Origin of the sequence: Polaromonas sp. CF318, from assembly GCF_000282655.1 — a bacterium.
Lineage (GTDB): Bacteria > Pseudomonadota > Gammaproteobacteria > Burkholderiales > Burkholderiaceae_C > Polaromonas.
The window spans coordinates 35,505-57,528 of record NZ_AKIV01000144.1 but is presented as its reverse complement, the minus strand read 5'-3'; the positions used below and the strand labels follow the sequence as shown (position 1 = coordinate 57,528).

General features: G+C 64.9%; 24 protein-coding genes. 16 read left to right on the top strand and 8 right to left on the bottom strand.

Features of this window, described 5'->3' with window-relative positions; translation table 11 throughout:
• Positions 1-4: 4 nt before the first annotated feature.
• The 16 genes from PMI15_RS22325 (at position 5) to PMI15_RS22250 (ending at position 16,538) form a co-directional block, all read left to right on the top strand.
• Positions 5-1,300 carry a branched-chain amino acid ABC transporter permease gene (locus PMI15_RS22325; RefSeq protein ID WP_007874503.1) on the top strand — a complete coding sequence of 432 codons (1,296 nt, stop codon included), beginning with the start codon at positions 5-7 and terminating at the stop codon, positions 1,298-1,300.
• Complete coding sequence (locus tag PMI15_RS22320) at positions 1,297-2,076, top strand: ABC transporter ATP-binding protein (RefSeq protein ID WP_007874501.1); 780 nt, start codon at positions 1,297-1,299, stop codon at positions 2,074-2,076. The genes PMI15_RS22325 and PMI15_RS22320 overlap by 4 nt, the downstream gene beginning before the upstream one ends.
• A 1-nt stretch (position 2,077) precedes the next feature.
• The gene (locus PMI15_RS22315; protein WP_007874499.1) at positions 2,078-2,773 is read left to right on the top strand and encodes an ABC transporter ATP-binding protein; all 696 of its coding nucleotides are present in this window, start codon (positions 2,078-2,080) and stop codon (positions 2,771-2,773) included.
• Positions 2,774-2,990: 217 nt separating this feature from the next.
• Positions 2,991-5,099, top strand: a complete 2,109-nt coding sequence (locus PMI15_RS22310; RefSeq protein WP_007874497.1) for a 3-hydroxyacyl-CoA dehydrogenase NAD-binding domain-containing protein — start codon at positions 2,991-2,993, stop codon at positions 5,097-5,099.
• A gap of 47 nt (positions 5,100-5,146) precedes the next feature.
• Positions 5,147-6,322 (top strand): acetyl-CoA C-acyltransferase, encoded by a 1,176-nt coding sequence (locus tag PMI15_RS22305; protein ID WP_007874495.1) that lies wholly within the window; start codon positions 5,147-5,149, stop codon positions 6,320-6,322.
• A 91-nt stretch (positions 6,323-6,413) separates the two neighbouring features.
• Positions 6,414-8,237: an acyl-CoA dehydrogenase gene (locus PMI15_RS22300; protein WP_007874489.1), complete on the top strand. Its 1,824-nt coding sequence runs from the start codon at positions 6,414-6,416 to the stop codon at positions 8,235-8,237.
• Positions 8,237-8,467 (top strand): hypothetical protein, encoded by a 231-nt coding sequence (locus PMI15_RS22295; RefSeq protein ID WP_007874487.1) that lies wholly within the window; start codon positions 8,237-8,239, stop codon positions 8,465-8,467. The genes PMI15_RS22300 and PMI15_RS22295 overlap by 1 nt, the downstream gene beginning before the upstream one ends.
• 204 nt (positions 8,468-8,671) lie before the next feature.
• Entirely contained in the window at positions 8,672-9,463 is a 792-nt protein-coding gene (locus PMI15_RS22290) for an SDR family oxidoreductase (RefSeq protein ID WP_007874486.1), read from the top strand.
• A 6-nt stretch (positions 9,464-9,469) separates the two neighbouring features.
• On the top strand, positions 9,470-9,925 hold the full coding sequence (locus tag PMI15_RS22285) for a PaaI family thioesterase (RefSeq protein WP_007874483.1): 456 nt from the start codon (positions 9,470-9,472) through the stop codon (positions 9,923-9,925).
• A gap of 48 nt (positions 9,926-9,973) precedes the next feature.
• Positions 9,974-10,990, top strand: a complete 1,017-nt coding sequence (locus tag PMI15_RS22280) for an NADP-dependent oxidoreductase (RefSeq protein WP_007874473.1) — start codon at positions 9,974-9,976, stop codon at positions 10,988-10,990.
• Positions 10,991-11,014: 24 nt separating this feature from the next.
• On the top strand, positions 11,015-12,655 hold the full coding sequence (locus tag PMI15_RS22275) for an isovaleryl-CoA dehydrogenase (protein WP_007874472.1): 1,641 nt from the start codon (positions 11,015-11,017) through the stop codon (positions 12,653-12,655).
• Positions 12,656-12,689: 34 nt separating this feature from the next.
• On the top strand, positions 12,690-13,628 hold the full coding sequence (locus PMI15_RS22270; RefSeq protein ID WP_007874471.1) for a glutathione S-transferase family protein: 939 nt from the start codon (positions 12,690-12,692) through the stop codon (positions 13,626-13,628).
• Complete coding sequence (locus PMI15_RS22265) at positions 13,625-14,080, top strand: GNAT family N-acetyltransferase (protein ID WP_007874470.1); 456 nt, start codon at positions 13,625-13,627, stop codon at positions 14,078-14,080. The genes PMI15_RS22270 and PMI15_RS22265 overlap by 4 nt, the downstream gene beginning before the upstream one ends.
• A 74-nt stretch (positions 14,081-14,154) precedes the next feature.
• Positions 14,155-15,060 (top strand): SDR family oxidoreductase, encoded by a 906-nt coding sequence (locus tag PMI15_RS22260; RefSeq protein ID WP_007874469.1) that lies wholly within the window; start codon positions 14,155-14,157, stop codon positions 15,058-15,060.
• Positions 15,060-15,899 (top strand): S9 family peptidase, encoded by an 840-nt coding sequence (locus tag PMI15_RS22255; RefSeq protein WP_007874467.1) that lies wholly within the window; start codon positions 15,060-15,062, stop codon positions 15,897-15,899. The genes PMI15_RS22260 and PMI15_RS22255 overlap by 1 nt, the downstream gene beginning before the upstream one ends.
• Before the next feature lie 45 nt (positions 15,900-15,944).
• Positions 15,945-16,538, top strand: coding sequence for a thioredoxin fold domain-containing protein (locus PMI15_RS22250; protein WP_007874466.1), 594 nt, complete (start codon positions 15,945-15,947; stop codon positions 16,536-16,538).
• A 143-nt stretch (positions 16,539-16,681) separates the two neighbouring features.
• Here PMI15_RS22250 and PMI15_RS22245 read toward each other — a convergent pair whose 3' ends face one another.
• The 8 genes from PMI15_RS22245 to PMI15_RS22210 all read right to left on the bottom strand — a co-directional run bounded on the left by PMI15_RS22245 (position 16,682) and on the right by PMI15_RS22210 (position 21,991).
• Positions 16,682-17,044, bottom strand: a complete 363-nt coding sequence (locus PMI15_RS22245; RefSeq protein WP_036840697.1) for a hypothetical protein — start codon at positions 17,042-17,044, stop codon at positions 16,682-16,684.
• Positions 17,045-17,343: 299 nt separating this feature from the next.
• Complete coding sequence (gene serA / locus PMI15_RS22240) at positions 17,344-18,573, bottom strand: phosphoglycerate dehydrogenase (RefSeq protein ID WP_007874464.1); 1,230 nt, start codon at positions 18,571-18,573, stop codon at positions 17,344-17,346.
• A 69-nt stretch (positions 18,574-18,642) separates the two neighbouring features.
• Entirely contained in the window at positions 18,643-19,128 is a 486-nt protein-coding gene (locus PMI15_RS22235; protein WP_007874463.1) for a rod shape-determining protein, read from the bottom strand.
• A 29-nt stretch (positions 19,129-19,157) separates the two neighbouring features.
• On the bottom strand, positions 19,158-19,670 hold the full coding sequence (locus tag PMI15_RS22230) for a hypothetical protein (protein WP_007874457.1): 513 nt from the start codon (positions 19,668-19,670) through the stop codon (positions 19,158-19,160).
• 12 nt (positions 19,671-19,682) lie between these two features.
• Positions 19,683-20,033, bottom strand: coding sequence for a GlpM family protein (locus PMI15_RS22225; protein ID WP_007874455.1), 351 nt, complete (start codon positions 20,031-20,033; stop codon positions 19,683-19,685).
• A gap of 69 nt (positions 20,034-20,102) precedes the next feature.
• Entirely contained in the window at positions 20,103-20,600 is a 498-nt protein-coding gene (locus tag PMI15_RS22220) for a GNAT family N-acetyltransferase (protein WP_007874453.1), read from the bottom strand.
• A 30-nt stretch (positions 20,601-20,630) separates the two neighbouring features.
• Complete coding sequence (locus tag PMI15_RS22215) at positions 20,631-21,374, bottom strand: thioredoxin family protein (RefSeq protein ID WP_007874452.1); 744 nt, start codon at positions 21,372-21,374, stop codon at positions 20,631-20,633.
• A 98-nt stretch (positions 21,375-21,472) separates the two neighbouring features.
• Complete coding sequence (locus tag PMI15_RS22210; protein WP_007874449.1) at positions 21,473-21,991, bottom strand: hypothetical protein; 519 nt, start codon at positions 21,989-21,991, stop codon at positions 21,473-21,475.
• Positions 21,992-22,024: the final 33 nt, after the last annotated feature.

Below are 22,024 nucleotides of genomic sequence, written 5' to 3'. Positions count from 1 at the left end.
GCATATGGCTACCACCCCGTACTACCAGTTCAAACCCTATAACGTCGGCCGCTGGCTGCTGTGGACGCTGTACGCGCTGCTGCTGATCGCCGCGCCGCTGATGTTCAAGAGCAGCCTGGCGCTGACCATGCTGTCGCAGGCCGGCTACCTCGTCATCATCTGCCTGAGCTACAACATCCTGCTGGGGCAGGGCGGCATGCTCAGTTTCGGCCACGCGGTCTATGCCGGGCTGGGCTCCTTCCTGGCCGTGCATGCGATGAACCTGGCCGGCAAGGGCACGTTCTACATCCCGCTGTCGCTGATCCCGCTGGTGGGCGGCCTGTCGGGGTTGTTCTTCGCCGTGCTGTTCGGTTACGTCACCACCAAGAAGGCCGGCACCACCTTTGCCATGATCACGCTGGGCGTGGGCGAGCTGGTGTTTGCCATGTCGCTGATGTTCCCCGAGTTCTTTGGCGGGGAGGGCGGCATCACCACCAACCGGGCCTACGGCAAGCCGGTGTTCGGCATCAGCTTCGGCCCGCAGATCCAGGTCTATTACCTGATCGCGGTGTACTGCTTTATCTGCACCGCTGCGATGTTCGCCTTCACGCGCACGCCGCTGGGCCGCATTTTGAACGCCGTGCGCGACAACCCCGAGCGCGTGGAGTTCATCGGTTACAACACGCAGCGCGTGCGCTATTACGCCTTCATCATCGCCGGCTTCTTTGCCGGCATAGGCGGCGGGCTGGCGGCCATCAACTCGGAAATCGTCACGGCGGAAGTCGTGAGCGGCGTGCGCTCGGGCAGCCTGCTGCTGTTCACCTTCCTGGGCGGGGCGACGTTTTTCTTCGGTCCCATCATTGGCGCCGGCCTGCTGGTGGTGGCGCTGATCCTGCTGTCGGAGCTGTCCATGGCCTGGCTGCTGTATGTGGGCCTGATCTTCCTGTTCATGGTGATGTATGCGCCCGGCGGCATCGCCAGCCTGATCATGATGAACCTGCGCGTGGCCGCCTTCGGCAAGCTCAGGGAGTTGTGGGTCGGTTACCTGGGCCTGGCCGTGACGGCCTTCACCGCGCTGGCCGGCGCAGCAGCCATGGTGGAGATGGTCTACCACCTGCAGCTCAACGCGGCCCTGGGCCCCGAGCTCGGTTTTATGGGCGTGCGGCTCAACGCGACCAACCTCAACAGCTGGCTGGGCGCGGGTTTTGTGCTGGTCACCGGCCTTGGGCTGTTCGAGCTCACGCGCCGCCAATTCCTCACGCAATGGGGCGAAATCCAGGATGACATTGAAAAAGAAATCAAGCGGAGGGAACTGTTGTGAGTGCAATCACCTGTTCGCTTGAATTGAAGGATTTGCGGAAAAACTTCGGCAAGACCGAGATCATCCGCGGCGCCAACCTCCAGGTACAGGCCGGCGAGCGTGTCGCCATCATCGGCCCCAACGGCGCGGGCAAGTCCACGCTGTTCAACCTCATCAGCGGCCGTTTTGAGCCCTCCAGTGGCCAGGTGCTGCTCAACGGCCAGCGCATAGACGGTAAAAAGCCGTTTGAGATCAACAGGCTGGGCCTGTCGCGCAGCTTCCAGATTACCAACATCTTCCCCAAGCTCAGTGTGTTCGAGAACCTGCGCTGCGGCGTGCTCTGGAGCCTGGGCTACAAGTACACCTTCCTGCGCTTTCTGGCTGACCTGGACGACGCCAACCAGCGCGCCGAGGAACTGATGGCCATGATCAAGCTCGACAAAAAACGCGACGTGCTGGCCACCAACCTGACTTACGCCGAGCAGCGCGCGCTGGAAATCGGCATCACCATCGCCGGCGGCGCCAGCGTCATCCTGCTGGATGAGCCCACGGCCGGCATGAGCCGCTCGGAAACCAGCCGCTTTATCAGCCTGATCAAGGAAGTCACCGTGGGCAAGACCCTGCTGACGGTGGAGCACGACATGGGCGTGGTCTTCGGCCTGGCCGACAAGATCGCGGTGGTGGTCTATGGCGAAATCATTGCCTACGACACGCCTGAAGCCGTGCGTGCGGACCAGCGTGTGCAGGAGGCTTACCTGGGCTCCTCGGTGGCAGACGCACAAGCTGGAGGGCATTGATATGTTGCATATCCAGAACCTCCACGCCTTCTACGGCAAAAGCCATGTGCTGCACGGCGTGCATTTCGACGTCCAGCCCGGGCAGATCGTCGCCTTGCTGGGCCGCAACGGCTCGGGGCGCTCCACCACGGCCAAGGCCATCATGGGCCTGGTCGACTGCCAGGGCTCCATACTCTGGAAAAAGCAGGAGATCGTCGGCAAGAAGGCCTACCAGATCGCTCACCTGGGCATAGGTTACGTGCCCGAGAACCGCGACATCTTCCCCAAGCTCACGGTGCACCAGAACCTGCTGCTGGGCCAGAAGGGATCCGGCAAGGGCTCGCGCTGGTCGTTTGAAGACATGTACCGGATGTTCCCGCGGTTGCGCGAACGCCAGCACACCGAGGCCGGCGTGCTCTCGGGCGGCGAGCAGCAGATGCTGACCTTGTGCCGCACGCTGATGGGCGACCCCGACCTCATCATCATCGACGAGCCCACCGAGGGCCTGGCGCCCAAAATCGTTGAACTCGTGGGCCAGTATCTGCAAACGCTCAAGGCCAAAGGCATTTCGGTGCTGCTGATCGAGCAGAAGCTGACCATCGCCATGGCGATTTCCGACCGTGCGCTGGTCATGGGCCACGGCAGCATCGTGTTTGACGGCACGCCCGACAGTCTGCGGGCTGACGCCTACATCCGCAAAGAGTGGCTGGAAGTGTAAAAAACCGTGCGGATAGGGTAGGCCTGTCACCGCTGGGACAAAAATAGACCAAACACCCCAACCCGGGCCTTGTGCCGTCACAAACGCCCCCTACAATAGAAAAAGAACGGTCGTACTTTTTTGGCGACCGCCGGTGTCGCCACCAGGGCTTGCAGGGCCGCAGCGCCAGCCGAGACAACTGAAAAACCGAAACTCCATCAAGGAAAGAAGCACAGCAATGACCACTCTTTACGAAGTCCATGGCCCCGTCGCACTCATCACGCTGAGCAACCCGCCCGTCAACGGCCTGGGCCACGCCACCCGCCTGAGCCTGACCGACAACCTGCAAAAAGCCAATGCCGATGCGGCCGTCAAGGCCATCGTGATCACCGGCGCCGGCAAGGCCTTCTCGGGCGGTGCCGACATCAAGGAATTCGGCACGCCCAAGGCGCTGACCGAACCCAATCTGCTGAGCGTGATCCGCGCCGTCGAGAATTCCGCCAAGCCCGTCGTGGCCGCTATCCATTCCGTCTGCATGGGCGGCGGCCTGGAGCTGGCCCTGGGTTGCCACTACCGCATCGCCGCACCCGGCACCAACATCGCCTTGCCCGAAGTCAAGCTGGGCCTGCTACCCGGCGCCGGCGGCACGCAGCGCCTGCCGCGCGTGCTCGGTGTGGAGCCGGCCCTGAACATGATCGTGAGCGGCGAACCCGTCAAGAGCGAGCTGCTGGCGCAAATCCCCGGCCAGAAGCTGTTCGACAAGCTCGCCGCCTCGCCCGAATCGCTGGCGCAGGAAGCCCTGGCCTTTGCGCAGTCGGTTTCCGACACGCGGCCGCTGCCGCTGGTGCGCGAGCTGCGCGCCAAGCACCCCAACGGCGACGCTTACTTCCAGTTCGCCCGCAACATGGTCAAGGGCATGGCCAAAAACTTCCCCGCGCCGCTCAAGTGCGTGGACGCCGTGGAAGCCGCCACCAAGAAGAAATTCGAAGAAGGCATGGCCCTGGAGCGCGAGTTCTTCATCAACCTGATGTGGACGCCTGAAAGCCGTGCGCTGCGGCATATCTTCATGGCCGAACGCGCCGCCTCCAAGATACCCGACGTGCCGGAAGACACGCCCAAGCGCGAGATCAATTCGGTCGCCGTGATCGGCGCCGGCACCATGGGCGGCGGCATCGCCATGAACTTCCTGAACGCCGGCGTTCCGGTCAAGATCCTCGAGATGAAGCAGGAGGCGCTGGACAAAGGCATCGGCATCATCAAGAAGAACTACGAAGCCCAGGTCAAGAAGGGCAAGCTCAAGCAGGACAAGTACGAGCAGCGCATGAGCCTGCTTAGCACCACGCTGAGCTACGACGACCTGAAGGACGCCGATATGGTGATTGAAGCCGTGTTCGAGGACATGGGCGTCAAGGAAAAGGTCTTTAAAGAACTGGACCGCGTGATGAAACCCGGCGCCATCCTGGCCTCCAACACCTCGACACTGGACGTCAACCAGATCGCCGCCTTCACCAAGCGTCCGCAGGACGTGGTGGGCATGCATTTCTTCAGTCCCGCCAACGTGATGAAGCTGCTCGAAGTGGTGCGCGGCGCCAAGACCGGCAAGGACGTTCTGGCCACCGTGATGGCGGTGGGCAAGAAGATCAAGAAGACGGCGGTGGTTTCCGGCGTGTGCGACGGTTTTATCGGCAACCGCATGATCGAGCAGTACGGCCGCCAGGGCGGTTTCCTGCTCGATGAAGGCTGCACGCCCGAGCAGGTCGACAAGGCCATCGAGAAATTCGGCTTCGCCATGGGACCTTTCCGCATGGGCGACCTGGCCGGCAACGACATCGGCTGGGCCATCCGCAAGCGCCGCTACACCGAAAAACCCGACATGAAGTACAGCAAGACGGCCGACCTGCTGTGCGAAAAAGGCCGCTTCGGCCAGAAGACCGGCGCCGGCTGGTACGACTATGTGCCCGGCAAGCGTGACGCCATCCCCAACGCCGAGGTCGTCAAGATGATCGAGGACCACCGTGCCAGCCTGGGCATCACGCCGCGCAAGATCTCCGACGAAGAAATCGTGCAGCGCCTGGTGTTCTCGCTGGTCAACGAGGCCGCGCACATCCTGGAGGAGGGCATTGCCTCCAAGGCCAGCGACATCGACATGGTCTACATCATGGGCTACGGCTTCCCGGTCTACCGCGGCGGCCCCATGCTGTACGCCGACCAGCTGGGCCTGTTCAACGTGGTGCAAAGCATGAACCGCTTCGCCCAGAACCCGCTGGACGACGCCAAATTCTGGAAGCCCGCACCCCTGCTGGCCAAGCTGGCGGCTGAAGGCAAGACCTTCAACCCGACCGTCTGAACCCAGCGCACCGCCCAGATCAACGCACCCAGATTCCGGAGAATTTCATGAGCTCAGCAGTCATCGTTTCCACCGCACGCACCCCCCTGGCCAAAAGCTGGAAGGGCTCTTTCAACATGACGCACGGCGCCACCCTGGGCGGCCATGCCGTCGAGCACGCGCTCAAGCGCGCCGGCATCGAGGCCGGCGAAGTCGATGACGTGATCATGGGCTGCGCCACGCCGGAAGGCGCGACCGGCGCCAACATCGCGCGGCAGATCGCGCTGCGCGCCGGCTGCCCCGTCACCGTCTCGGGCATGACGGTCAACCGTTTCTGCTCGTCGGGCCTGCAGACCATTGCCCTGGCGGCCCAGCGCGTGATCGCCGGCGAAGCCGACATCTATGTGGCCGGCGGCGTCGAAAGCATCTCCTGCGTGCAGCAGGAAATGAACACCCACATGCTGCAGGAGAACTGGCTGGCCAAGAACAAGCCTGAAATCTACTGGAACATGCTGCAGACGGCCGAGCAGGTCGCCAAGCGCTACAACATCTCGCGCGAACGCATGGACGAATACGGCGCACTGAGCCAGCAAAAGGCCACGGCCGCGCAGGCCGCGGGCCTGTTTGAAGCCGAAATCGCGCCCATCACCGTGACGGCCGGCGTGGCCGACAAGGTCATGGGCCTGACGACCAGGCAGGTCACCGTCAGCAAGGACGAGGGCATTCGCGAAGGCACGACCAAGGAAGGCATCAGCGGCATCAAGCCGGCCATCCCCGGCGGCGTGATCGCGGCCGGCAACGCCAGCCAGTTCTCCGACGGCGGCGGCGCCGTGGTCGTCATGAACGAAACCCTGGCCGAAAAGAAGGGACTCAAACCCCTGGGCCGCTTCCTCGGCTTCGCGGTTGCCGGCTGCGAACCCGACGAGATGGGCATAGGCCCGGTCTTCGCGATCCCCAAGGTGCTGGCCAAACTGGGCCTGAAGATCGACGACATCGACCTCTGGGAACTCAATGAAGCTTTTGCGGTGCAAGTGCTGTACTGCGCCGACAAGCTGGGCATTCCCATGGACAAGCTCAACGTCAACGGCGGCGCGATCGCCGTCGGCCACCCTTACGGTGTAACCGGCCAGCGCCTGACGGGCCACGCGCTGATCGAAGGCAAACGCCGCGGCGCCAAGCGCGTCTGCGTGACTATGTGCATTGGCGGCGGCATGGGCGCGGCCGGTATTTACGAAGTCCTCTAAACCGGGCAAGCACCATGGATGAAACCCTGCTCCTTCAGAAAGGGCGGGTGTTTCCTGCCTTCCCGCCCGCCTGTCAACCGGGGAGCCCGTCATGAGCCTCAGGCCCACGCTGGACTTCCTGCTGTACCACTGGCTGGACGCCGAGTCGCTGAACCGGCGCGCGCGCTTCGCCGACCATTCGCGCGAGACCTTCGACGCGGTCTTCGACACCTGCGAGCGCATCGCGCGCGAGAAATACGCGCCTTTCAACCGCACCGTGGACACACAAGAGCCGCATTTTGACGGCGAAAAAGTCATCCTCCCCCAGGCCACGCACGATGCGCAAAAGGCCTATGCGGCCTCCGGCATGCTCAGCGCCGCGCAGGACTATGAAGTCGGCGGCATGCAGCTGCCCTATACGGTGGAGGCCGCGGCCAACGCCTTTTTTGCCATGGCCTCGGTCAGCATTGGCTCGGGCCTGCTGACCACCGGCAATGCCAACCTGCTGATGGTGCACGGTACCGAGCTGCAAAAGGAAGTTTTCGCCAAGAACGAGTTCTCGGGCCGCTTCTCAGGCACCATGTGCTTGTCTGAACCCCAGGCCGGCTCCTCGCTGAGCGACGTGACCACGCGTGCCGTGCCCGACGGCGAAGGCTTTGAGGCCGACCCGCTGGGCGCGCGCTACCGCCTCAAGGGCAACAAGATGTGGATCTCGGCCGGCGAGCATGAGCTGACCGACAACATCATCCACCTGGTGCTGGCCAAGATACCGGGGCCGGACGGGAAGCTGATCGCCGGCACGCGCGGCATTTCGCTGTTCATCGTGCCCAAGAAGATGGTCAACGCAAAAGGCGAACTCACCGGCGTGCGCAACGACGTGGCGCTGGCGGGGTTGAACCACAAGCTGGGCTGGCGTGGCACGACCAACACGCTGCTCAACTTCGGCGAAGGCAAATACCCGGTGGACGGCCAGGCCGGCGCCGTCGGCTACCTGGTGGGCAAGCCGCATGAAGGCCTGCGCTGCATGTTCCACATGATGAACGAGGCGCGCATAGGCGTGGGCACGGCCGCCACCATGCTGGGCATGGCGGGCTATTACGCCAGCCTGGACTACGCCAAGAACCGTCCGCAGGGCAGGCCGGTGGGCGTGGGCGGCAAGGACGCCTCCCAGCCGCAGATCCGCATCATCGAGCACGCCGACGTCAAACGCATGCTGCTGGCGCAAAAAGCCTACTGCGAAGGCGCGCTGGCGCTGGAGCTGTACTGCGCGCGCCTGGTCGACGAGAACCACACGGCCGAGGCGCAAGCCGCCGACGACGCGCGCCTGCTGCTCGAGGTGCTGACGCCCATCGCCAAAAGCTGGCCCAGCGAGTGGTGCCTGGAGGCCAACTCCCTGGCCATCCAGGTGCACGGCGGCTACGGCTACACGCGCGACTTCCCGGTGGAGCAGTACTGGCGCGACAACCGCCTGAACATGATCCACGAGGGCACGCACGGCATCCAGGCCATGGACCTGCTGGGCCGCAAGGTGCTGATGGAAGGGGGCAGGGGACTACAGTTGCTGGCCGCCCGCATCAACGCCACGATTGAAAAAGCCATACAACGGCCCGAGCTGGCGGTGCACGCCAACGCACTGGGCAAGGCGCTGCAGCATGTGGGCAGCGCCACCAAGGCGGCCTGGGCCACGGGCGAGCCCGGCGAGGCTTTGGCCAATGCGGTACCCTATATGCAGGCCTTCGGCCACACCGTGCTGGCGTGGCTGTGGCTGGACGTGGCCTTGGCCAGCCTTTCATTGCCCCAGGATGCGCCGCATGCGGGACGAATGGGAGCCATGCGCTACTTTTATCATTACGAGTTACCCAAGATCGACGCCTGGCTCAAGGTGGTTGAAAGCCGCGACCTGACCTGCGCCGACCTGCCCGAGGAGGCTTTTTAATGGCATTTTTCAAACCGTCCGCCGACCCTGTGTCCAACAAGAACGTGGCGCGCCTGCAGGCCCTGATCTGGATCCTGATTTACGGCGGGCTGCTGACCCTGGTGCTGGGCCTGTCGGTCCAGCGCACGGACGACGCCATAGGCTGGTCGCTGGTGGTCGTCGGCGGTGTCGTTGCGGCGGTGGGCTTTGTGTTGATCTACGTGCGCTCCCGCATCAACGTGGGGCCGTGAGCTGTGCCTGGGCGGAAGTCGCCGCCACGACAGCAGGGGCTGCAACCGGCGCGATGTTGTGCCAACATGGCGAAGTCCAACACAGCTTGAAAAAATGCAGCCGCGGCTGCCAGATCACCCTTCCTTATCCCATCCCCCCATCCCCGCCCAGGCCGCCCGTGCGGCCCGACGGGAAAGCATGAACAACACTCCAGGAGACCCTCCATGACCCGTACCATCCAGCAACTGTTTGACCTCAAAGGCAAGACCGCCCTCGTGACCGGCGGCTCGCGCGGCCTGGGCCTGCAACTGGCCCAGGCGCTGGGCGAGGCCGGCGCCAAGGTCATCCTGAGCTCGCGCAAGGCCGAAGACCTGATCGAGTCCGCCGCCGAGCTCAAGGCCGCCGGCATAGACGTCGACTGGATCGCCGCCGATTGCTCCAGGGAAGAAGACATACGCGCGCTGGCCGACGAGGCCATCAAGCGTCTGGGCCATGTCGACATCCTGGTCAACAATGCCGGCGCCGCCTGGGGCGCACCCGCCGAGGACCATCCGGTGGAAGCCTGGGACAAGGTCATGAACCTCAACATCCGCGGCTATTTCATCCTGAGCCAGCACATCGCCAAACACAGCATGATCGCGCGCAAGTCCGGCCGCATCATCAACGTGGCCTCCATCGCCGGCCTGGGCGGCAACCCGCGCGAGATGACCACCGTGGCCTACAACACCTCCAAGGGCGCCGTCGTCAATTTCACGCGCGCGCTGGGCTGCGAATGGGGCAAGTACAACATCACCGTCAACGCCATCTGCCCGGGCTTTTTCCCGAGCAAGATGACCGTCGGCACGCTCAAGGCGCTGGGCGAGGAAAAACTCGCCTCGCACGCGCCGCTGGGCCGCCTGGGCGACGACGAGGACTTGAAGGGCCTGTGCGTGCTCTACGCCTCGGATGCCGGCAAACACATCACGGGCCAGTGGCTGGCGGTGGATGGCGGCGTATCAGTAGTAACCGGTGGTTAAGCGGAAATGGGCTGGGAAGAACTGATGGACTTCGGCGCCGATATCCCTTTCGTCAGGCATCTGGGCTTTGAGCTGGAGCTGTTCACGGGCGGCGCCTCGGCCATAGGCTATACGCCCAAACCCGAGCACCTCAACTCTTTTGCCGTGACGCATGGCGGTGCCATCATGACGCTGCTGGACGTGACCATGGCCACGGCGGCGCGCAGCGTGCAGAAAGACGCGGGCGTGGTCACCATTGAAATGAAGACCAGCTTCATGCGGCCGGCGCCCGGCGACGGCGGCCGGCTCACGGCCAAGGGCCGGCTCATGCACCGCACAGCCACCATGGCGTTCACCGAAGCCACGTTATACGATGTACTGGGCCAGGCCTGCGCGCATTCGACCGGCACCTTTAAATACGTCAAACGCAAGCCCGCCGCCGGCCAGGCGGATGCGCCCGGCGGCGCGATTTCCACCGACTGACGCCCCCGCCGCGACCCGAGCGCGGCACACCCTTCACAGGAGACAAGCATGCCCATCAACCAGCAAATCCTTCTCGACAACCGTCCCACCGGCGAGGCCAGCGCGAGCAACTTCATGCTGGTCTCCAGCGACACGCCGCCCCTGCAGGAGGGCCAGGTGCTGGTGCGCCACCACTACCTGAGCCTGGACCCGTACATGCGCGGCCGCATGAACGACAGCAAAAGTTATGCGGCGCCCCAGCCGCTGGGCCAGGTCATGATCGGCGGCACGGCCGGCGAAGTGGTCGAAAGCCGCTCGCCCAAGTTCCAGCCCGGCGACAAGGTCGTCGGCATGGGCGGCTGGCAGGAATACAGCGTGGTCAACGCCGACCAGCCCGGCGCGCTGCGCAAGGTGGACACCACCCATGTGCCGCTGTCGCATTACCTGGGCGCGGTCGGCATGCCCGGCGTCACCGCCTGGTACGGCCTGGTCAAAATCATAGAACCCAAAGCCGGCCAGACCATGGTGGTCAGCGCCGCCACCGGCGCCGTCGGCAGCGCCTTTGCCGCGCTGTCCAAGGCGCGCGGCTGCCGCACGGTCGGCATTGCGGGCGGGCCCGACAAATGCAAATATGCGGTCGATGAACTCGGCTTTGACGCCTGCATCGACTACAAGCCGCACGCCGACGCGGGCTCACTCTCCAAAGCCCTGCGCGACGCCTGCCCCGACGGCATAGACGGCTATTTCGAAAACGTGGGCGGCATGGTGCTGGACGCCGTGCTGTCGCGCATGAACGCTTTCGGCCGCATCGCGCTGTGCGGCATGATCGCCGGCTACGACGGCCGGCCGATGCCGCTGGCCTACCCGGCGCTGATTTTGACCAACCGCCTCAAGCTGCAAGGTTTTATCGTAGCCGAGCACATGGAAGTCTGGCCCGAAGCGCTCAAGGAGCTGGGCACCCTGGTCGGCACTGGCAAGCTGCGGCCGCGTGAAACCGTGGCACAGGGGATTGAGTCGGCGCCCGAAGCCTTCCTCGGATTGCTCAAAGGCAAGAATTTCGGCAAGCAACTGGTCAAACTGATCTAGGCCTGGCCCAGCAGGAGGTTTTCCATGAACCCCACCCATGAGGTCTTCAACCAGCCCGCTCCGTTATCGGACTACAACCTGCTGGCCACCAACCGGCCGCTGCGCGATGCGCTGAAGTTCAATGCGCCGGCACTGGATACGGAGGAGTTGGGCCGGCTGGGCGCCACGCTGGGCAGCAGCGCGATGCAGACCCACGCGCGCCTGGCCAATGTGCATGGGCCGGTGTTGCACAGCCATGACCGCTTTGGGCGGCGCGTCGACCAGGTGGAGTTTCATCCGAGCTACCACGAGCTTATGAAGCTGGCGACCGGGGCCGGCTTGCACGGGACGCCATGGTCTGATGAGGAACCATCGCCACACGTCCGGCGCGCCGCGGGCTTCATGCTGTTCACCGAGCTCGAGCCCTCCATCCTGTGCCCCATCTCCATGAGCTACGCGGCCACGCCCGCGCTGCGTGGCAACACGGCGATTTACGCCGACTGGGGCCCCAAACTGGCCAGCCGCGCTTACGATCCCGAACTCAAGCCCTGGCAGGCCAAGGCCGGCCTCACAATGGGCATGGGCATGACGGAAAAGCAGGGCGGCTCCGACGTGCGGGCCAACACCACGCGGGCCGAGCCCTCAGGACGCGACGGCTGGGGCGAGCGTTATGCCATCACCGGCCACAAGTGGTTTTTCTCGGCGCCCATGTGCGACGCCTTCCTGGTGCTGGCCCAGACAAAGAGCGGCCTCTCCTGCTTCTTCCTGCCGCGTGTGCTGCCCGAAGGTGGCCTCAACGCCATCCGCATCCAGCGCCTGAAGGACAAGCTCGGCAACAAGGCCAATGCCAGCTCCGAAGTGGAATTTGAAGCCGCGCAAGCCTGGCTGGTCGGCGAGGAGGGCCGGGGCATTCCGCAAATCCTCGAGATGGGCACCATGACGCGGCTGGACTGCGCCCTGGGTACCAGCGGCCTGATGCGGCAAGCGCTGGCCCTGGCACTGAACCACACCTCGCAGCGCAAGGCCTTCGGCAAGCTGCTGGTGGAGCAGCCGCTGATGCGCAACGTGCTGGCCGACCTGGCGCTCGAATCCGAAGCCGCCACGGCGCTGGCCATGCGCCTGGCCCGCGCCTTCGACCGCCCGGGCGAGGCCCATGAGGCCGCCATGGCGCGCCTCTTGACGCCGGTGGCCAAGTTCTGGATCTGCAAGCGCGGCAGCCACTTCGCGCAGGAAGCCATGGAATGCCTGGGCGGCAACGGCTATGTGGAGGAGGGCGGCGAAGGCATCATGGCCCGCGTCTACCGCGAAATGCCGCTCAACTCCATCTGGGAGGGTGCGGGCAACATCATGGCGCTGGATTTGCTGCGCGCCCTGCGCAAGGCCGATGCCGTGGCTGCGCTGGCACAGGAGCTGTCCGCCGCCAGGGGCGCGCACCCCGCGCTGGACAAGCTGGCCGCCGCCTTGCCGACGCGCATCGAAGAGATGGCGAGCGAGGTCGAAGCACGCCGCCTGGCGCAGGACGTTGCCCTCGCGGTGCAGGCCGTGCTGCTGCTGCAGACGGCGCCCGCGGCGGTCTTTGGCGCCTTCTGTGATTCACGCCTGGCCGGCAACTGGGGCCAGTCCTTCGGCACGCTGGGCGCGGGCACGGATTTCGATGCCATCATCGCCCGGGCCATGCCCCGCTGAACTTCAAGAGACACAACACATACGGGAGACACCCATGAGCGAACTGATTCTTCACCATTACCCCACGTCGCCCTTCGCCGAAAAAACCCGGCTCATGCTGGGGTACAAAAACCTGGCCTGGAAGTCCGTCATCATCCCGATGATCATGCCCAAGCCCGACGTGGTGGCACTCACCGGCGGCTACCGCAAGACGCCCATACTGCAAATCGGCGCCGACATTTATTGCGACACCGCGCTGATCAGCGACGTGCTCGAGCACTTGCAGCCTGAACCATCCGTGTACCCCGAGCCCAGCAAGGGCTTGGCGCGCACGCTGGCGCACTGGGCCGACAACACGCTGTTCTGGACCTCCATGGCCTACAACAGCCAGCCCAAGGGAATCGCGCAGATTTTTGAAAAAGCACCACCCGAGGCCGCGCGCGCCTTTGGCGAAGACCGCAAGGCCATGAGCTTCGGCATGCCGCGCCTGCGCGCCGGCGACGCCGCGGCGGCCTACAAGTCCTATTTGCGGCGCATCTCCGACATGCTGGACGACAGGCCCTTTTTGCTGGGTGAGGTGCCCTGCATCGCCGACTTCGCGATGTACCACCCGCTGTGGTTCACGCGGGTGCAGACACCGGTGCTCGCGGGCATCCTCAAGCTCACGCCGGCCGTGCTGGACTGGATGGACCGCATGGCCGCCATAGGCCAGGGCAGCTCTGAAAAGCTCGGTTCCGCCGACGCCATCGCGGTGGCCGCCGCCGCCACGCCCGCGCCGCTGCACGATGATGTGTTCCAGGACGAGCACGGCATCCCGCTGGGCACCCTGGTACGGATCACCAGCGAAAGTTTCGGCCCCGAGCCCACCGAAGGCGAGCTGATCGCCGCCACCCGCATGCACTACACGCTGCGCCGCAGCGACCCGCGCGCCGGCACCGTGCATGTGCACTTCCCGCGCATAGGTTATTCGCTGAAAGCCGCCACTCCGGCATGAGCGGCATCATCACCTGGCGCTTTGTCCCTTTCAGCGCGCTGAACACGCTGGAGCTTTACGAACTGCTGCAGCTGCGCAGCGAGGTCTTTGTGCTGGAACAGGCCTGCGCCTTCCAGGATCTGGACGGCGCCGACACCGAGGCCATGCATTTGCTGGGCGTGCGGGACGGCCGGCTCGCCGCTTACGCTCGCTGCTTTGCCGCCGGCGCGAAGTTCGCCGAGGCCAGCATAGGCCGCGTGGTCACCCATGCTTCGGCGCGCGGCGGCGGAATCGGCCATGTGCTGATGAAGGAGGCCGTCGACCGCCTGCAAGCGCACTGGGGGCCGCAGCCCATACGCATAGGCGCCCAGGCGCGGCTGGAGAAGTTCTACAACCAGCACGGCTTTGTGCAGAACGGCGAGCCCTATATCGAAGACGGCATACCGCACATCGAAATGCTGCGGCTTGCCTGAGTTGCCTGAGTGACACCCGTTGTGGCGCGCCTCAGGGACAATTTTCCCATTCACGCTATCAAGGAAGACACGCAATGATCACCGACTTCAAAGGCAAAACCGCGGTGCTGACCGGCGCGGGCTCGGGCTTCGGCCTGGAATGCGCGCGCCTGGGCGCCAAACTCGGCATGAACCTGGTGCTGGTCGACGTGCAGCAGGATGCGCTGGACAAGGCCGAAGCGGAAATGAAGGCCGCCGGCGCCCAGGTGCTGTCCTTCAAGCTCGACGTGGCCAGCGCCGCACAGATGGAGGCCATGGGCCAAGCCGTGTTCGAGCGCTTCGGCGCGCCGCACTTTGTCTTCAACAACGCCGGCGTGGGCGCGGGCGGCCTGATCTGGGAGAACAGCCTCAAGGACTGGGAATGGGTGATGGGCGTCAACGTCATGGGCGTGGTGCACGGCGTGCGCATCTTCACGCCCATGATGCTGGAAGCGGCCGCCAAGGACCCGTCCTGGCAGGGCCACATCGTCAACACCGCCAGCATGGCCGGCCTGCTGAACCCGCCCAATATGGGCGTCTACAACGTCAGCAAGCATGCCGTGGTGTCCTTGAGCGAAACCCTGTACCAGGACCTGGGCCTGGTCACCGACCAGGTCGGTGCCTCGGTGCTGTGCCCCTTCTTTGTGGCCACCGGCATAGGCATGAGCCACCGCAACCGCCCGGCCGAATTGGGCGCGGATAAGCCCACCAAAAGCCAGATGATCCAGCAGGCCATGACCGGCAAGGCCGTGGGCTCCGGCAAGGTCACCGCCGCCGACGTGGCGCAACTGGTCTTCGACGCCATCGCCAGCAACCAGTTCTATATCTACAGCCACCCCAAGGCCATCCACTCGGTGCAGACGCGGCTCGAAGACGTGCTGCAGGCACGCAACCCCACCGACCCCTTTGCCGACAAGCCCGAGATCGGCCAGCAACTGAAAGCCGCCTTGCGCGGCGCCTGATGCGGCGCGCCTGCCTGGCTGTTGCCGGCCTGTTGCTGGCCGGGCTGCCTTGGACCGTGTCGGCCCAGCAGGCGACATGCCCCGACGGCAAAAAGGCCGACGGCGTCGAGCGGGCAGGCAACAGCCGGCATTGCCTCGTCATGCGGACCCTGCAGCCCGCGCTGGCCTCGGCCCGCGTCACGCCCAGGGTGCTGGCGGTCTTCCTGCATGGCGACAACGGTGGGCGCATCGAACTGAAAGCCGACAGTGGCGTGGCCGCCATGCTCGCGGAAAAACTCCAGGCCGTCACGGTGGCGCTGCAAAGGCCGGGCTACCGCAGCGACCTGGGCAGCTCGGACGGCCAGTCCGGCCCGGGTGACGACGACTACACGCCGCAGAACATCGGCATCGTCGCCGATGCGCTGCTCCAACTGCGCAGCCTGAACCCGGGTAAAAAAATACTGCTCGTCGGCCACTCAGGCGGTGCGGCCATGGCGGCGCTGCTGGCCGCTCGTTTCCCCGGCAGCGCCGACGCCTACCTGCTGGCCGCATGTCCTTGCGATGTGCCCGCGTGGCGGCAATGGCGGGCCGATTCGGCGGGCAAGAAGGGCGCCTGGACCAGCCTCTCGCCGCTGGCCGAGGCCGGCAAGGTCCCGCCCGCCACACTGATCAGCCTGGTCGTCGGCAATAAGGACGAAAACACCTTGCCCCTGTTCAGCGAAAGCTACGCCAGGGCTTTGCAGGCCCGCGGCCTCAAGACCCGTGTGACCTATGCGATGAACGCTACCCATGTGTCGGTGCTGCGCTCGCCGGAATTCTTCATGCTGGCGGGGGAATTGGCCGAAATGCTGTTGAAATAGTCCCGCTCGGCTATTCTTGGCCTTTCGTTCACGAACGGCCGCACCATGCCCAAACCATTTCCCTCACTTTTCGCCGCCGCGCTGGCGGCCTGCACCCTGCTGCTGGCCGGCTGCAACGACGCCCCCGAAGCCGCCGCGCAAAAAGCCGCGGCGGCCGCGCCCATTTCAGTCGAAGCCATCGCGGCCGAGGCCAAGGGGTTTATGGCCGGCTCGCAGATGAGCAAGCGCACCGTCTATGTGTTTTTCGACGCGCAGTGCCCGCACTGCGCCGTGCTCTGGGAGTCCGCCAAGCCGCTCAAGTCCCAGGCCAAATTTGTCTGGATCCCCGTCGGCCTTCTCAACGCCGCCAGCACCGCGCAAGGCGCCACCCTGCTGGCCGCCGGCGACCCGGTCGCGGCCATGGATGAACACGAAGCTTCCATGAAAGCAGGGCGGGGCGGCATCAGCGCCGCAAGCAGCATAGACCCGCAAAAAGACGCCGTCGCCAAAAACACCGCCCTCATGACCCGCCTCGGCTTTAGCGCCATCCCCAGCATCGTCGGCACCCATGCACAGACCGGCGCCGTGGTGTCGCAGGAAGGCGCATTGCCAACGGCCGCGCTGGCGGAACTGCTGGGCTTGCAGGTTCCGGCGCAGTAGGCCGGCTTAACCGGCACGCGGCGGGGCAGGGTGCCGGCTCAATGCCCGTTGGCGGCCTGCACATTGGCCAGGGCATTCTCCGTGCCGTTGATGGCGGCCGTCCCCGCCAGCGTGAGGTTCTCGACATTAGCCGTGATCGGCCATTAGCTGCACCTCCCGCGCTGACTGCCATCAACAGCGTTCTGCCTTGGTGCATTCCAGTCATTGGCCCCCAGATTGCAGCGCCATGACCCCGCCAGCCACAAAGCCACGGTCTCTTCATGCGCTTGCTGGATCGCGCTGATGATGTCGTGGTCCTCGATGTTCTCGCCCGGCAGTTTTGCGGATTCACGGTGGCTGAGCTGGCCGCGATGGTCGGGATGGAAGACCTCGCCGAACAGTTCCGCGCTCAGCGGGCTGGGACTCTTGGCCATCTGCCCGTGCCGCCAGTGAGTACCTGCCGCGTTTGCCATGTGCGGCAGGGTTTTGTTGAACAGGTGCTCGCGCATTTTGTTGACCTCCTTCACGGTTTCACGGTGTGGATGTCTTGCGATCTGATGATGGTTTTCAACGCAAGACGGTTGAACCGGTGCGGAGCTTATGCGCTGTGCGTGGAGTTTGCTGGGCTATCGCCACTTCTTTGTCCGCGGGTGGACAAAGTTTCGCGATTTGGGTGATATTCACTTTCTTGCGGGTGTATGGCTGCCATGGCGGCCGGTCTTTGGGGCGGCTCTCACCCCAGCCCTCTCCCAGAGGGAGAGGGAGCAAGATAAGGGAAGGGGGAGAGTGAGGGGGAGAGCAGAGCAGGCGAAGAAGCGCCCGGGACCTAGAACAGCACGCGGCTGCGAATCGTCCCCGGCACTTCGGCCAGCTTGGCCAGGGCCATGTCGGAATGCGCGGCGTCGATGTCGATCACGACGTAGCCGACGGCCTCGTTGGTTTGCAGGTACTGCGAGGCGATGTTGATGCCGTTGCTGGCGAACACCTTGTTGATTTCCGAGAGCACGCCGGGCACGTTGCGGTGAATGTGCAGCAGGCGGTGCTTGCCGGGGTGGGCTGGCAGCGCGACTTCGGGGAAGTTGACGGACGAGGTCGAGGTGCCGTTGTCGCTGTACTTCACGAGTTTTTCGGCGACCTCGATGCCGATGTTTTCCTGGGCTTCCATGGTGGAGCCGCCCACGTGCGGCGTCAGGATCACGTTGTCCAGGCCGCGCAGGGGCGACTCGAAGATGTCCTTGTTGCTGCGCGGCTCGACGGGGAAGACGTCGATCGCGGCGCCCAGCAACTTTTTGTTTTTCAATGCTTGGGCCAGCGGCTCGATCTCGACCACCGTGCCGCGCGAGGCGTTGATCAGCACGCCGCCGGGCTTGATGGCCGCGATCTCGGCCGCGCCTATCATCCACTGCGTGGCCTGGGTTTCGGGCACATGCAGGCTCACCACGTCGGACTGGGCCAGCAAATCCTTGAGCTGGCCCACCTGCCGGGCATTGCCCAGCGGCAGCTTGGTCACCACGTCGAAAAACACGACATGCATGCCCAGGGCCTCGGCCAGCACCGAGAGTTGCGTGCCTATGGAACCGTAGCCGACGATGCCTAAAGTCTTGCCGCGGATTTCATAGGCGTTCTCGGCCGACTTGAGCCAGCCGCCGCGGTGTGCGACCGCGCTTTTTTCGGGTACGCCGCGCAGCAGCAAAATCGCCTCGGCCAGCACCAGTTCGGCCACGGAGCGGGTGTTGGAGTAGGGCGCGTTGAACACCGCGATGCCGCGTTCGCGGGCCGCGACCAGGTCGACCTGGTTGGTGCCTATGCAAAAGCAGCCGACGGCCGCGAGCTTGCCGGCCTGGGCAAACACCTCGGCCGTGAGCTGGGTGCGCGAGCGTATGCCGACAAAGTGCACGTCGGCGATTTTGGCCTTGAGCTCGTCGTCGGGCAGGGCGCCGGACAGGCTTTCGATGTTGGAATAACCTGCGGCCTTGAGAACCTCCACCGCGGAGGGGTGTATGCCCTCCAGCAGCAGGAACTTGATTTTGTGCTTGTCGACCGAGGTTTTAGTCATGGAGGCGGGCGGGCAATGAGTGAATGGCAGGCCAGTATGACGCATGCCAAATACCCATGCTGCGCTGCGTCATTCCAGTACCCGGCCTGTCGGAGGGTAGTCGCGCGACAGCACCTGCTCGTCCGTCAGGTCCTGGCCTTGCCAGATCGTGACTTCCGAGGCGCCCGCGCCCAGGGCCATCTCGTGCAGGGCCCGTATTTCTATTTGGGTGAAGCCACCGGCCGGGTCGCCCTGTGGATGGAAGATCATGCGGGGCGCGGCAGCCAGGACACCGCCTTTGGGCAGCTTCTTCACAAAGGCCTTGAGCACCTGCTGGCCCAGGGTGAAGTCGGACATCAGCGAGCGCGGATGGCTGAAAGGGTTGGTCACCAGCGCCGACTTGCTGGATTTGTACAGGGCCGCGTCGTCGCCGGTGCCCAGCACCTTGGGCTTGGGGCCGCGCGAGATGGCGATTTCGGGCACTTCGGAAACAAAGGCGCCGGTTTTTGCGTTGCGCACCGTCAGGCGCGCAGGCGACAGGCGTATATACAAAGGGGGTTTGAAGAGATTGAACATGACGTGAAAAATTCCGGTGGGCTTCGGCCTTACGAAAACACGGCTTTGAGCGCCGCCAGCAGCCTGGCCCCCGCCAGCTTGAGCCGCGTCTTCAAACGCCGCGCCATGCGCCAGGCCCAGGAGGCCCGGGCCTGCGCCATGACCTTGTCTTTCCAGGCCTTCCAGGGCGTATAAAGCCGCGCGAACCAGGCCATGCGCATCAGCGCGGGCTGCGTCAGCTGGAAAAGGCGGGCCGCCATCGCCGTTCCCGCCAGTTTTGCTGCAAGAATCAAGCCCAGCCCTATGGTGATGTAGCCCTGGCCGAAGAGGTAAAGCGCCAGCAGTTTGATGGGGATCAGCGCTATCACCGGCACGCCGAAGGCCAGCAGCGCGGCCCAGGGCGGCAGGCCGGTGATGAAGCGTTCCAGCCGCCCCCACCAGGGCAGACGGCCCAGCGCCGCGAAGGCGGCGGCCAGCGGCTCCCAGCCCCACTCCTCGAACAGCAGGAACAGGGCTACGGGGGCCAGCAGCAAGCCCCGCAGGATTTTTTTGAGCCTGTTCACGTGGCTTTCACTTCAAAGCGCTGTGGGGTAGGCGCGGCTCCATCCCAACAGCAGCGCGCCGGCAGCCACGGCCCAGGCCAGGGTGGCGGCGGCGAGCATCACCGTGAGTGAGGCGCGGATGCTGAGCCAGTACACCGCAAGCAGGTAAGTCGCATAAGGTATCAGCGACCATAGGCCGAACAGCGCGGTGGCGCGCAGGTCGGCGGCGCTGCGTTCGCTGCCCACCATGTAGTGCGCGATCAGCGCGAAGGTGGGGAACAGCGGCACCAGGCCGGCAATGACAAAGTTGCGCGAGCGCGAAAGCAGGGCGATCAGCAGCACGGCCAGCGCGCCCAGCAGGCATTTGAGGAACAGGGAGATCATGCGAAAGAATGGCGCGCGAGGCGGCAGGAGGGCATGCGGCAGAGTTTAGCGAAGGCCGGGCGCAGGGCTTCAGGCCTGCTTGCGCATGGCAAACACCCGCGCGTCCGACAGGTCCGGCACCACGGCAAAACCGAGGCGCTCGTAAATGGCCAGCGCCGGGTCGTTGTCGCGGTAGACACGCAGCGTGAAGGCGCTGGCGCCGACGGCGTGCGTGGCTTCGGCCATCAGCAGCTCGCACAGCGTGGTCCCCAGGCCCTGGCCGCGCGCCGTGGGCGCCAGGATGATGCGGGCCAGATGGGCCACGCCGGGATCGCGCACCCAGAACTGCCCGAAACCCAGGGCCGGGGCCGCCGGGCCGCGGCTCATCACAAAGCTGTTGGCGCCGGGCTCGGCCAGCAGGCGCGAAAGCCGTGCCGGTTTGAACGGATACTTCAGCTTGGGGCCGGCCCAGCGCAGGCAGGTGTCGGCGTCCCGGACCCAGCCGCCCAGCGCCAGGTAGTCGGCGGCCTCAGGCGCGCGCAGGCTGGGAGGCAGAAAAGAGGGGGAGGGCGCGGACCGGGAATCCATGCCGCCATTGTGCGGCAAGCCCCAATTTTCCTAAACCGGGCACTGCAGGCTCACCGCCTGCAGCGTCTTGCCGGTTTTGGGGTCGAACACCACGAGGTTGACCTGGCGCTCATGGCCTGGGGTGGCAGCAATGCTGCGAAAGACCAGCTTTTGCGGCGTCGCGCCCTGGTTGGGATATTCACCCGCCTGGGTGTATTGGCGCACCACAAAATCGTGCTTGAGGAAGGCGCCGGCGTTTTCGCCGGCCTGCACTTTGGAGTTGTGGCCGTGTTCGGTGATGGTCCAGTAGGCCGCCCACGAAGGCGACAACTGCCGCTCGGCGACCGGTGTCACCACGGCTTCGAACTGGTCGGCGCCCAGCTGTGTCAGCACGATGGCCGCGCGCGCCGGCTCCTTGCCGCCGGGCGGCCTGGGCCCCCAGGCGGGCAGGTCCTTGCCGTTGAGCACGGCCTGCGGGGTGTAGACGCTGCGCAGGCCGTTGCGGGCGGCCACCTCGTGCTGGCGACGGGTATAGGCCGGCGCGGCGAAGCGGTCCACCCAGCCTATGTAGTCCCAATAACCGACGTGAAAGGCCTGCACCACCATGCCCGAGCCCTTGAGCGAGGACAGCCATCTGTCGGCGGGCGGGCAGGAGCTGCAGCCTTCGGAGGTGTAGAGCTCCATCACCGGGGTGACCGCCGGCCCCGATGCGGCGCTGCAGGTGTTTTGCGCGGCGAAGGCGCCGCAGCTGGCGGTCAGCAGGGCGGCGGCGATCCAGGATGAAGGGATGAACATGGGCGTCTCCAATGGCGTTGGGCGGGCACCGCACCCGGAGGGGGTGGATAGCTAGCCTTTGGTCGCGGGACGCCGGGGTTTCTTACACCGCTAAACCCTCATACCAGGGGCATGGTCAGGTGGTCTTTTTGCAGGCTGCTGATGCCGTTGCGTCGTTCCAGTTGATCTTCCAGCTGGCCCACCGTGGCCGCCATGCTGTTGTCCATCTGTTCCAGCCGGGCCATCAAGGCCTGCTGCTGCTGGGCAAAGCGTTCAGCCAGCACGGTGGCCGCTGCGGCCTCGCGGCGCTGCGCGGCCAGCGCCTGCACTTCCAGGTAGCTGCGCAGTTCGGTGAAGCGCGAGGCCTCGGCCTTGTCGGCGAGCTCGCGCTGGGTGTTGAGTTCTCGCGCGTACTTGCGGGTTTCCAGCAGGTGGGTGCTTTGTATATAGAGCGTACTGGCCAGGAAGACCACGGTGGCGATCACCAGCAGCAGCAACATGAGCAGGCCCAGCGACACCTGCACGGTGGTAAAGCCCAGGCTCAGCATGCTCACGCGCGTGAACTCGTCCAGGTTGAGGGCGACAAACCCCGACAGGAGCAGCATGCCCACCACCAGCAATATCGTGCGAATTCGCATATCAGTCTCCCCGGAAAAATGTAAGAAATTGCT

Coding starts and splice junctions, on each gene's coding strand:
- PMI15_RS22325 (WP_007874503.1), top strand. CDS start 5: ATGGCTACCACCCCGTACTACCAGTTCAAACCCTATAACGTCGGCCGC.
- PMI15_RS22315 (WP_007874499.1), top strand. CDS start 2,078: ATGTTGCATATCCAGAACCTCCACGCCTTCTACGGCAAAAGCCATGTG.
- PMI15_RS22310 (WP_007874497.1), top strand. CDS start 2,991: ATGACCACTCTTTACGAAGTCCATGGCCCCGTCGCACTCATCACGCTG.
- PMI15_RS22305 (WP_007874495.1), top strand. CDS start 5,147: ATGAGCTCAGCAGTCATCGTTTCCACCGCACGCACCCCCCTGGCCAAA.
- PMI15_RS22300 (WP_007874489.1), top strand. CDS start 6,414: ATGAGCCTCAGGCCCACGCTGGACTTCCTGCTGTACCACTGGCTGGAC.
- PMI15_RS22295 (WP_007874487.1), top strand. CDS start 8,237: ATGGCATTTTTCAAACCGTCCGCCGACCCTGTGTCCAACAAGAACGTG.
- PMI15_RS22290 (WP_007874486.1), top strand. CDS start 8,672: ATGACCCGTACCATCCAGCAACTGTTTGACCTCAAAGGCAAGACCGCC.
- PMI15_RS22285 (WP_007874483.1), top strand. CDS start 9,470: ATGGGCTGGGAAGAACTGATGGACTTCGGCGCCGATATCCCTTTCGTC.
- PMI15_RS22280 (WP_007874473.1), top strand. CDS start 9,974: ATGCCCATCAACCAGCAAATCCTTCTCGACAACCGTCCCACCGGCGAG.
- PMI15_RS22275 (WP_007874472.1), top strand. CDS start 11,015: ATGAACCCCACCCATGAGGTCTTCAACCAGCCCGCTCCGTTATCGGAC.
- PMI15_RS22270 (WP_007874471.1), top strand. CDS start 12,690: ATGAGCGAACTGATTCTTCACCATTACCCCACGTCGCCCTTCGCCGAA.
- PMI15_RS22265 (WP_007874470.1), top strand. CDS start 13,625: ATGAGCGGCATCATCACCTGGCGCTTTGTCCCTTTCAGCGCGCTGAAC.
- PMI15_RS22260 (WP_007874469.1), top strand. CDS start 14,155: ATGATCACCGACTTCAAAGGCAAAACCGCGGTGCTGACCGGCGCGGGC.
- PMI15_RS22255 (WP_007874467.1), top strand. CDS start 15,060: ATGCGGCGCGCCTGCCTGGCTGTTGCCGGCCTGTTGCTGGCCGGGCTG.
- PMI15_RS22250 (WP_007874466.1), top strand. CDS start 15,945: ATGCCCAAACCATTTCCCTCACTTTTCGCCGCCGCGCTGGCGGCCTGC.
- serA (WP_007874464.1), bottom strand. CDS start 18,573: ATGACTAAAACCTCGGTCGACAAGCACAAAATCAAGTTCCTGCTGCTG.
- PMI15_RS22235 (WP_007874463.1), bottom strand. CDS start 19,128: ATGTTCAATCTCTTCAAACCCCCTTTGTATATACGCCTGTCGCCTGCG.
- PMI15_RS22225 (WP_007874455.1), bottom strand. CDS start 20,033: ATGATCTCCCTGTTCCTCAAATGCCTGCTGGGCGCGCTGGCCGTGCTG.
- PMI15_RS22220 (WP_007874453.1), bottom strand. CDS start 20,600: ATGGATTCCCGGTCCGCGCCCTCCCCCTCTTTTCTGCCTCCCAGCCTG.
- PMI15_RS22215 (WP_007874452.1), bottom strand. CDS start 21,374: ATGTTCATCCCTTCATCCTGGATCGCCGCCGCCCTGCTGACCGCCAGC.
- PMI15_RS22210 (WP_007874449.1), bottom strand. CDS start 21,991: ATGCGAATTCGCACGATATTGCTGGTGGTGGGCATGCTGCTCCTGTCG.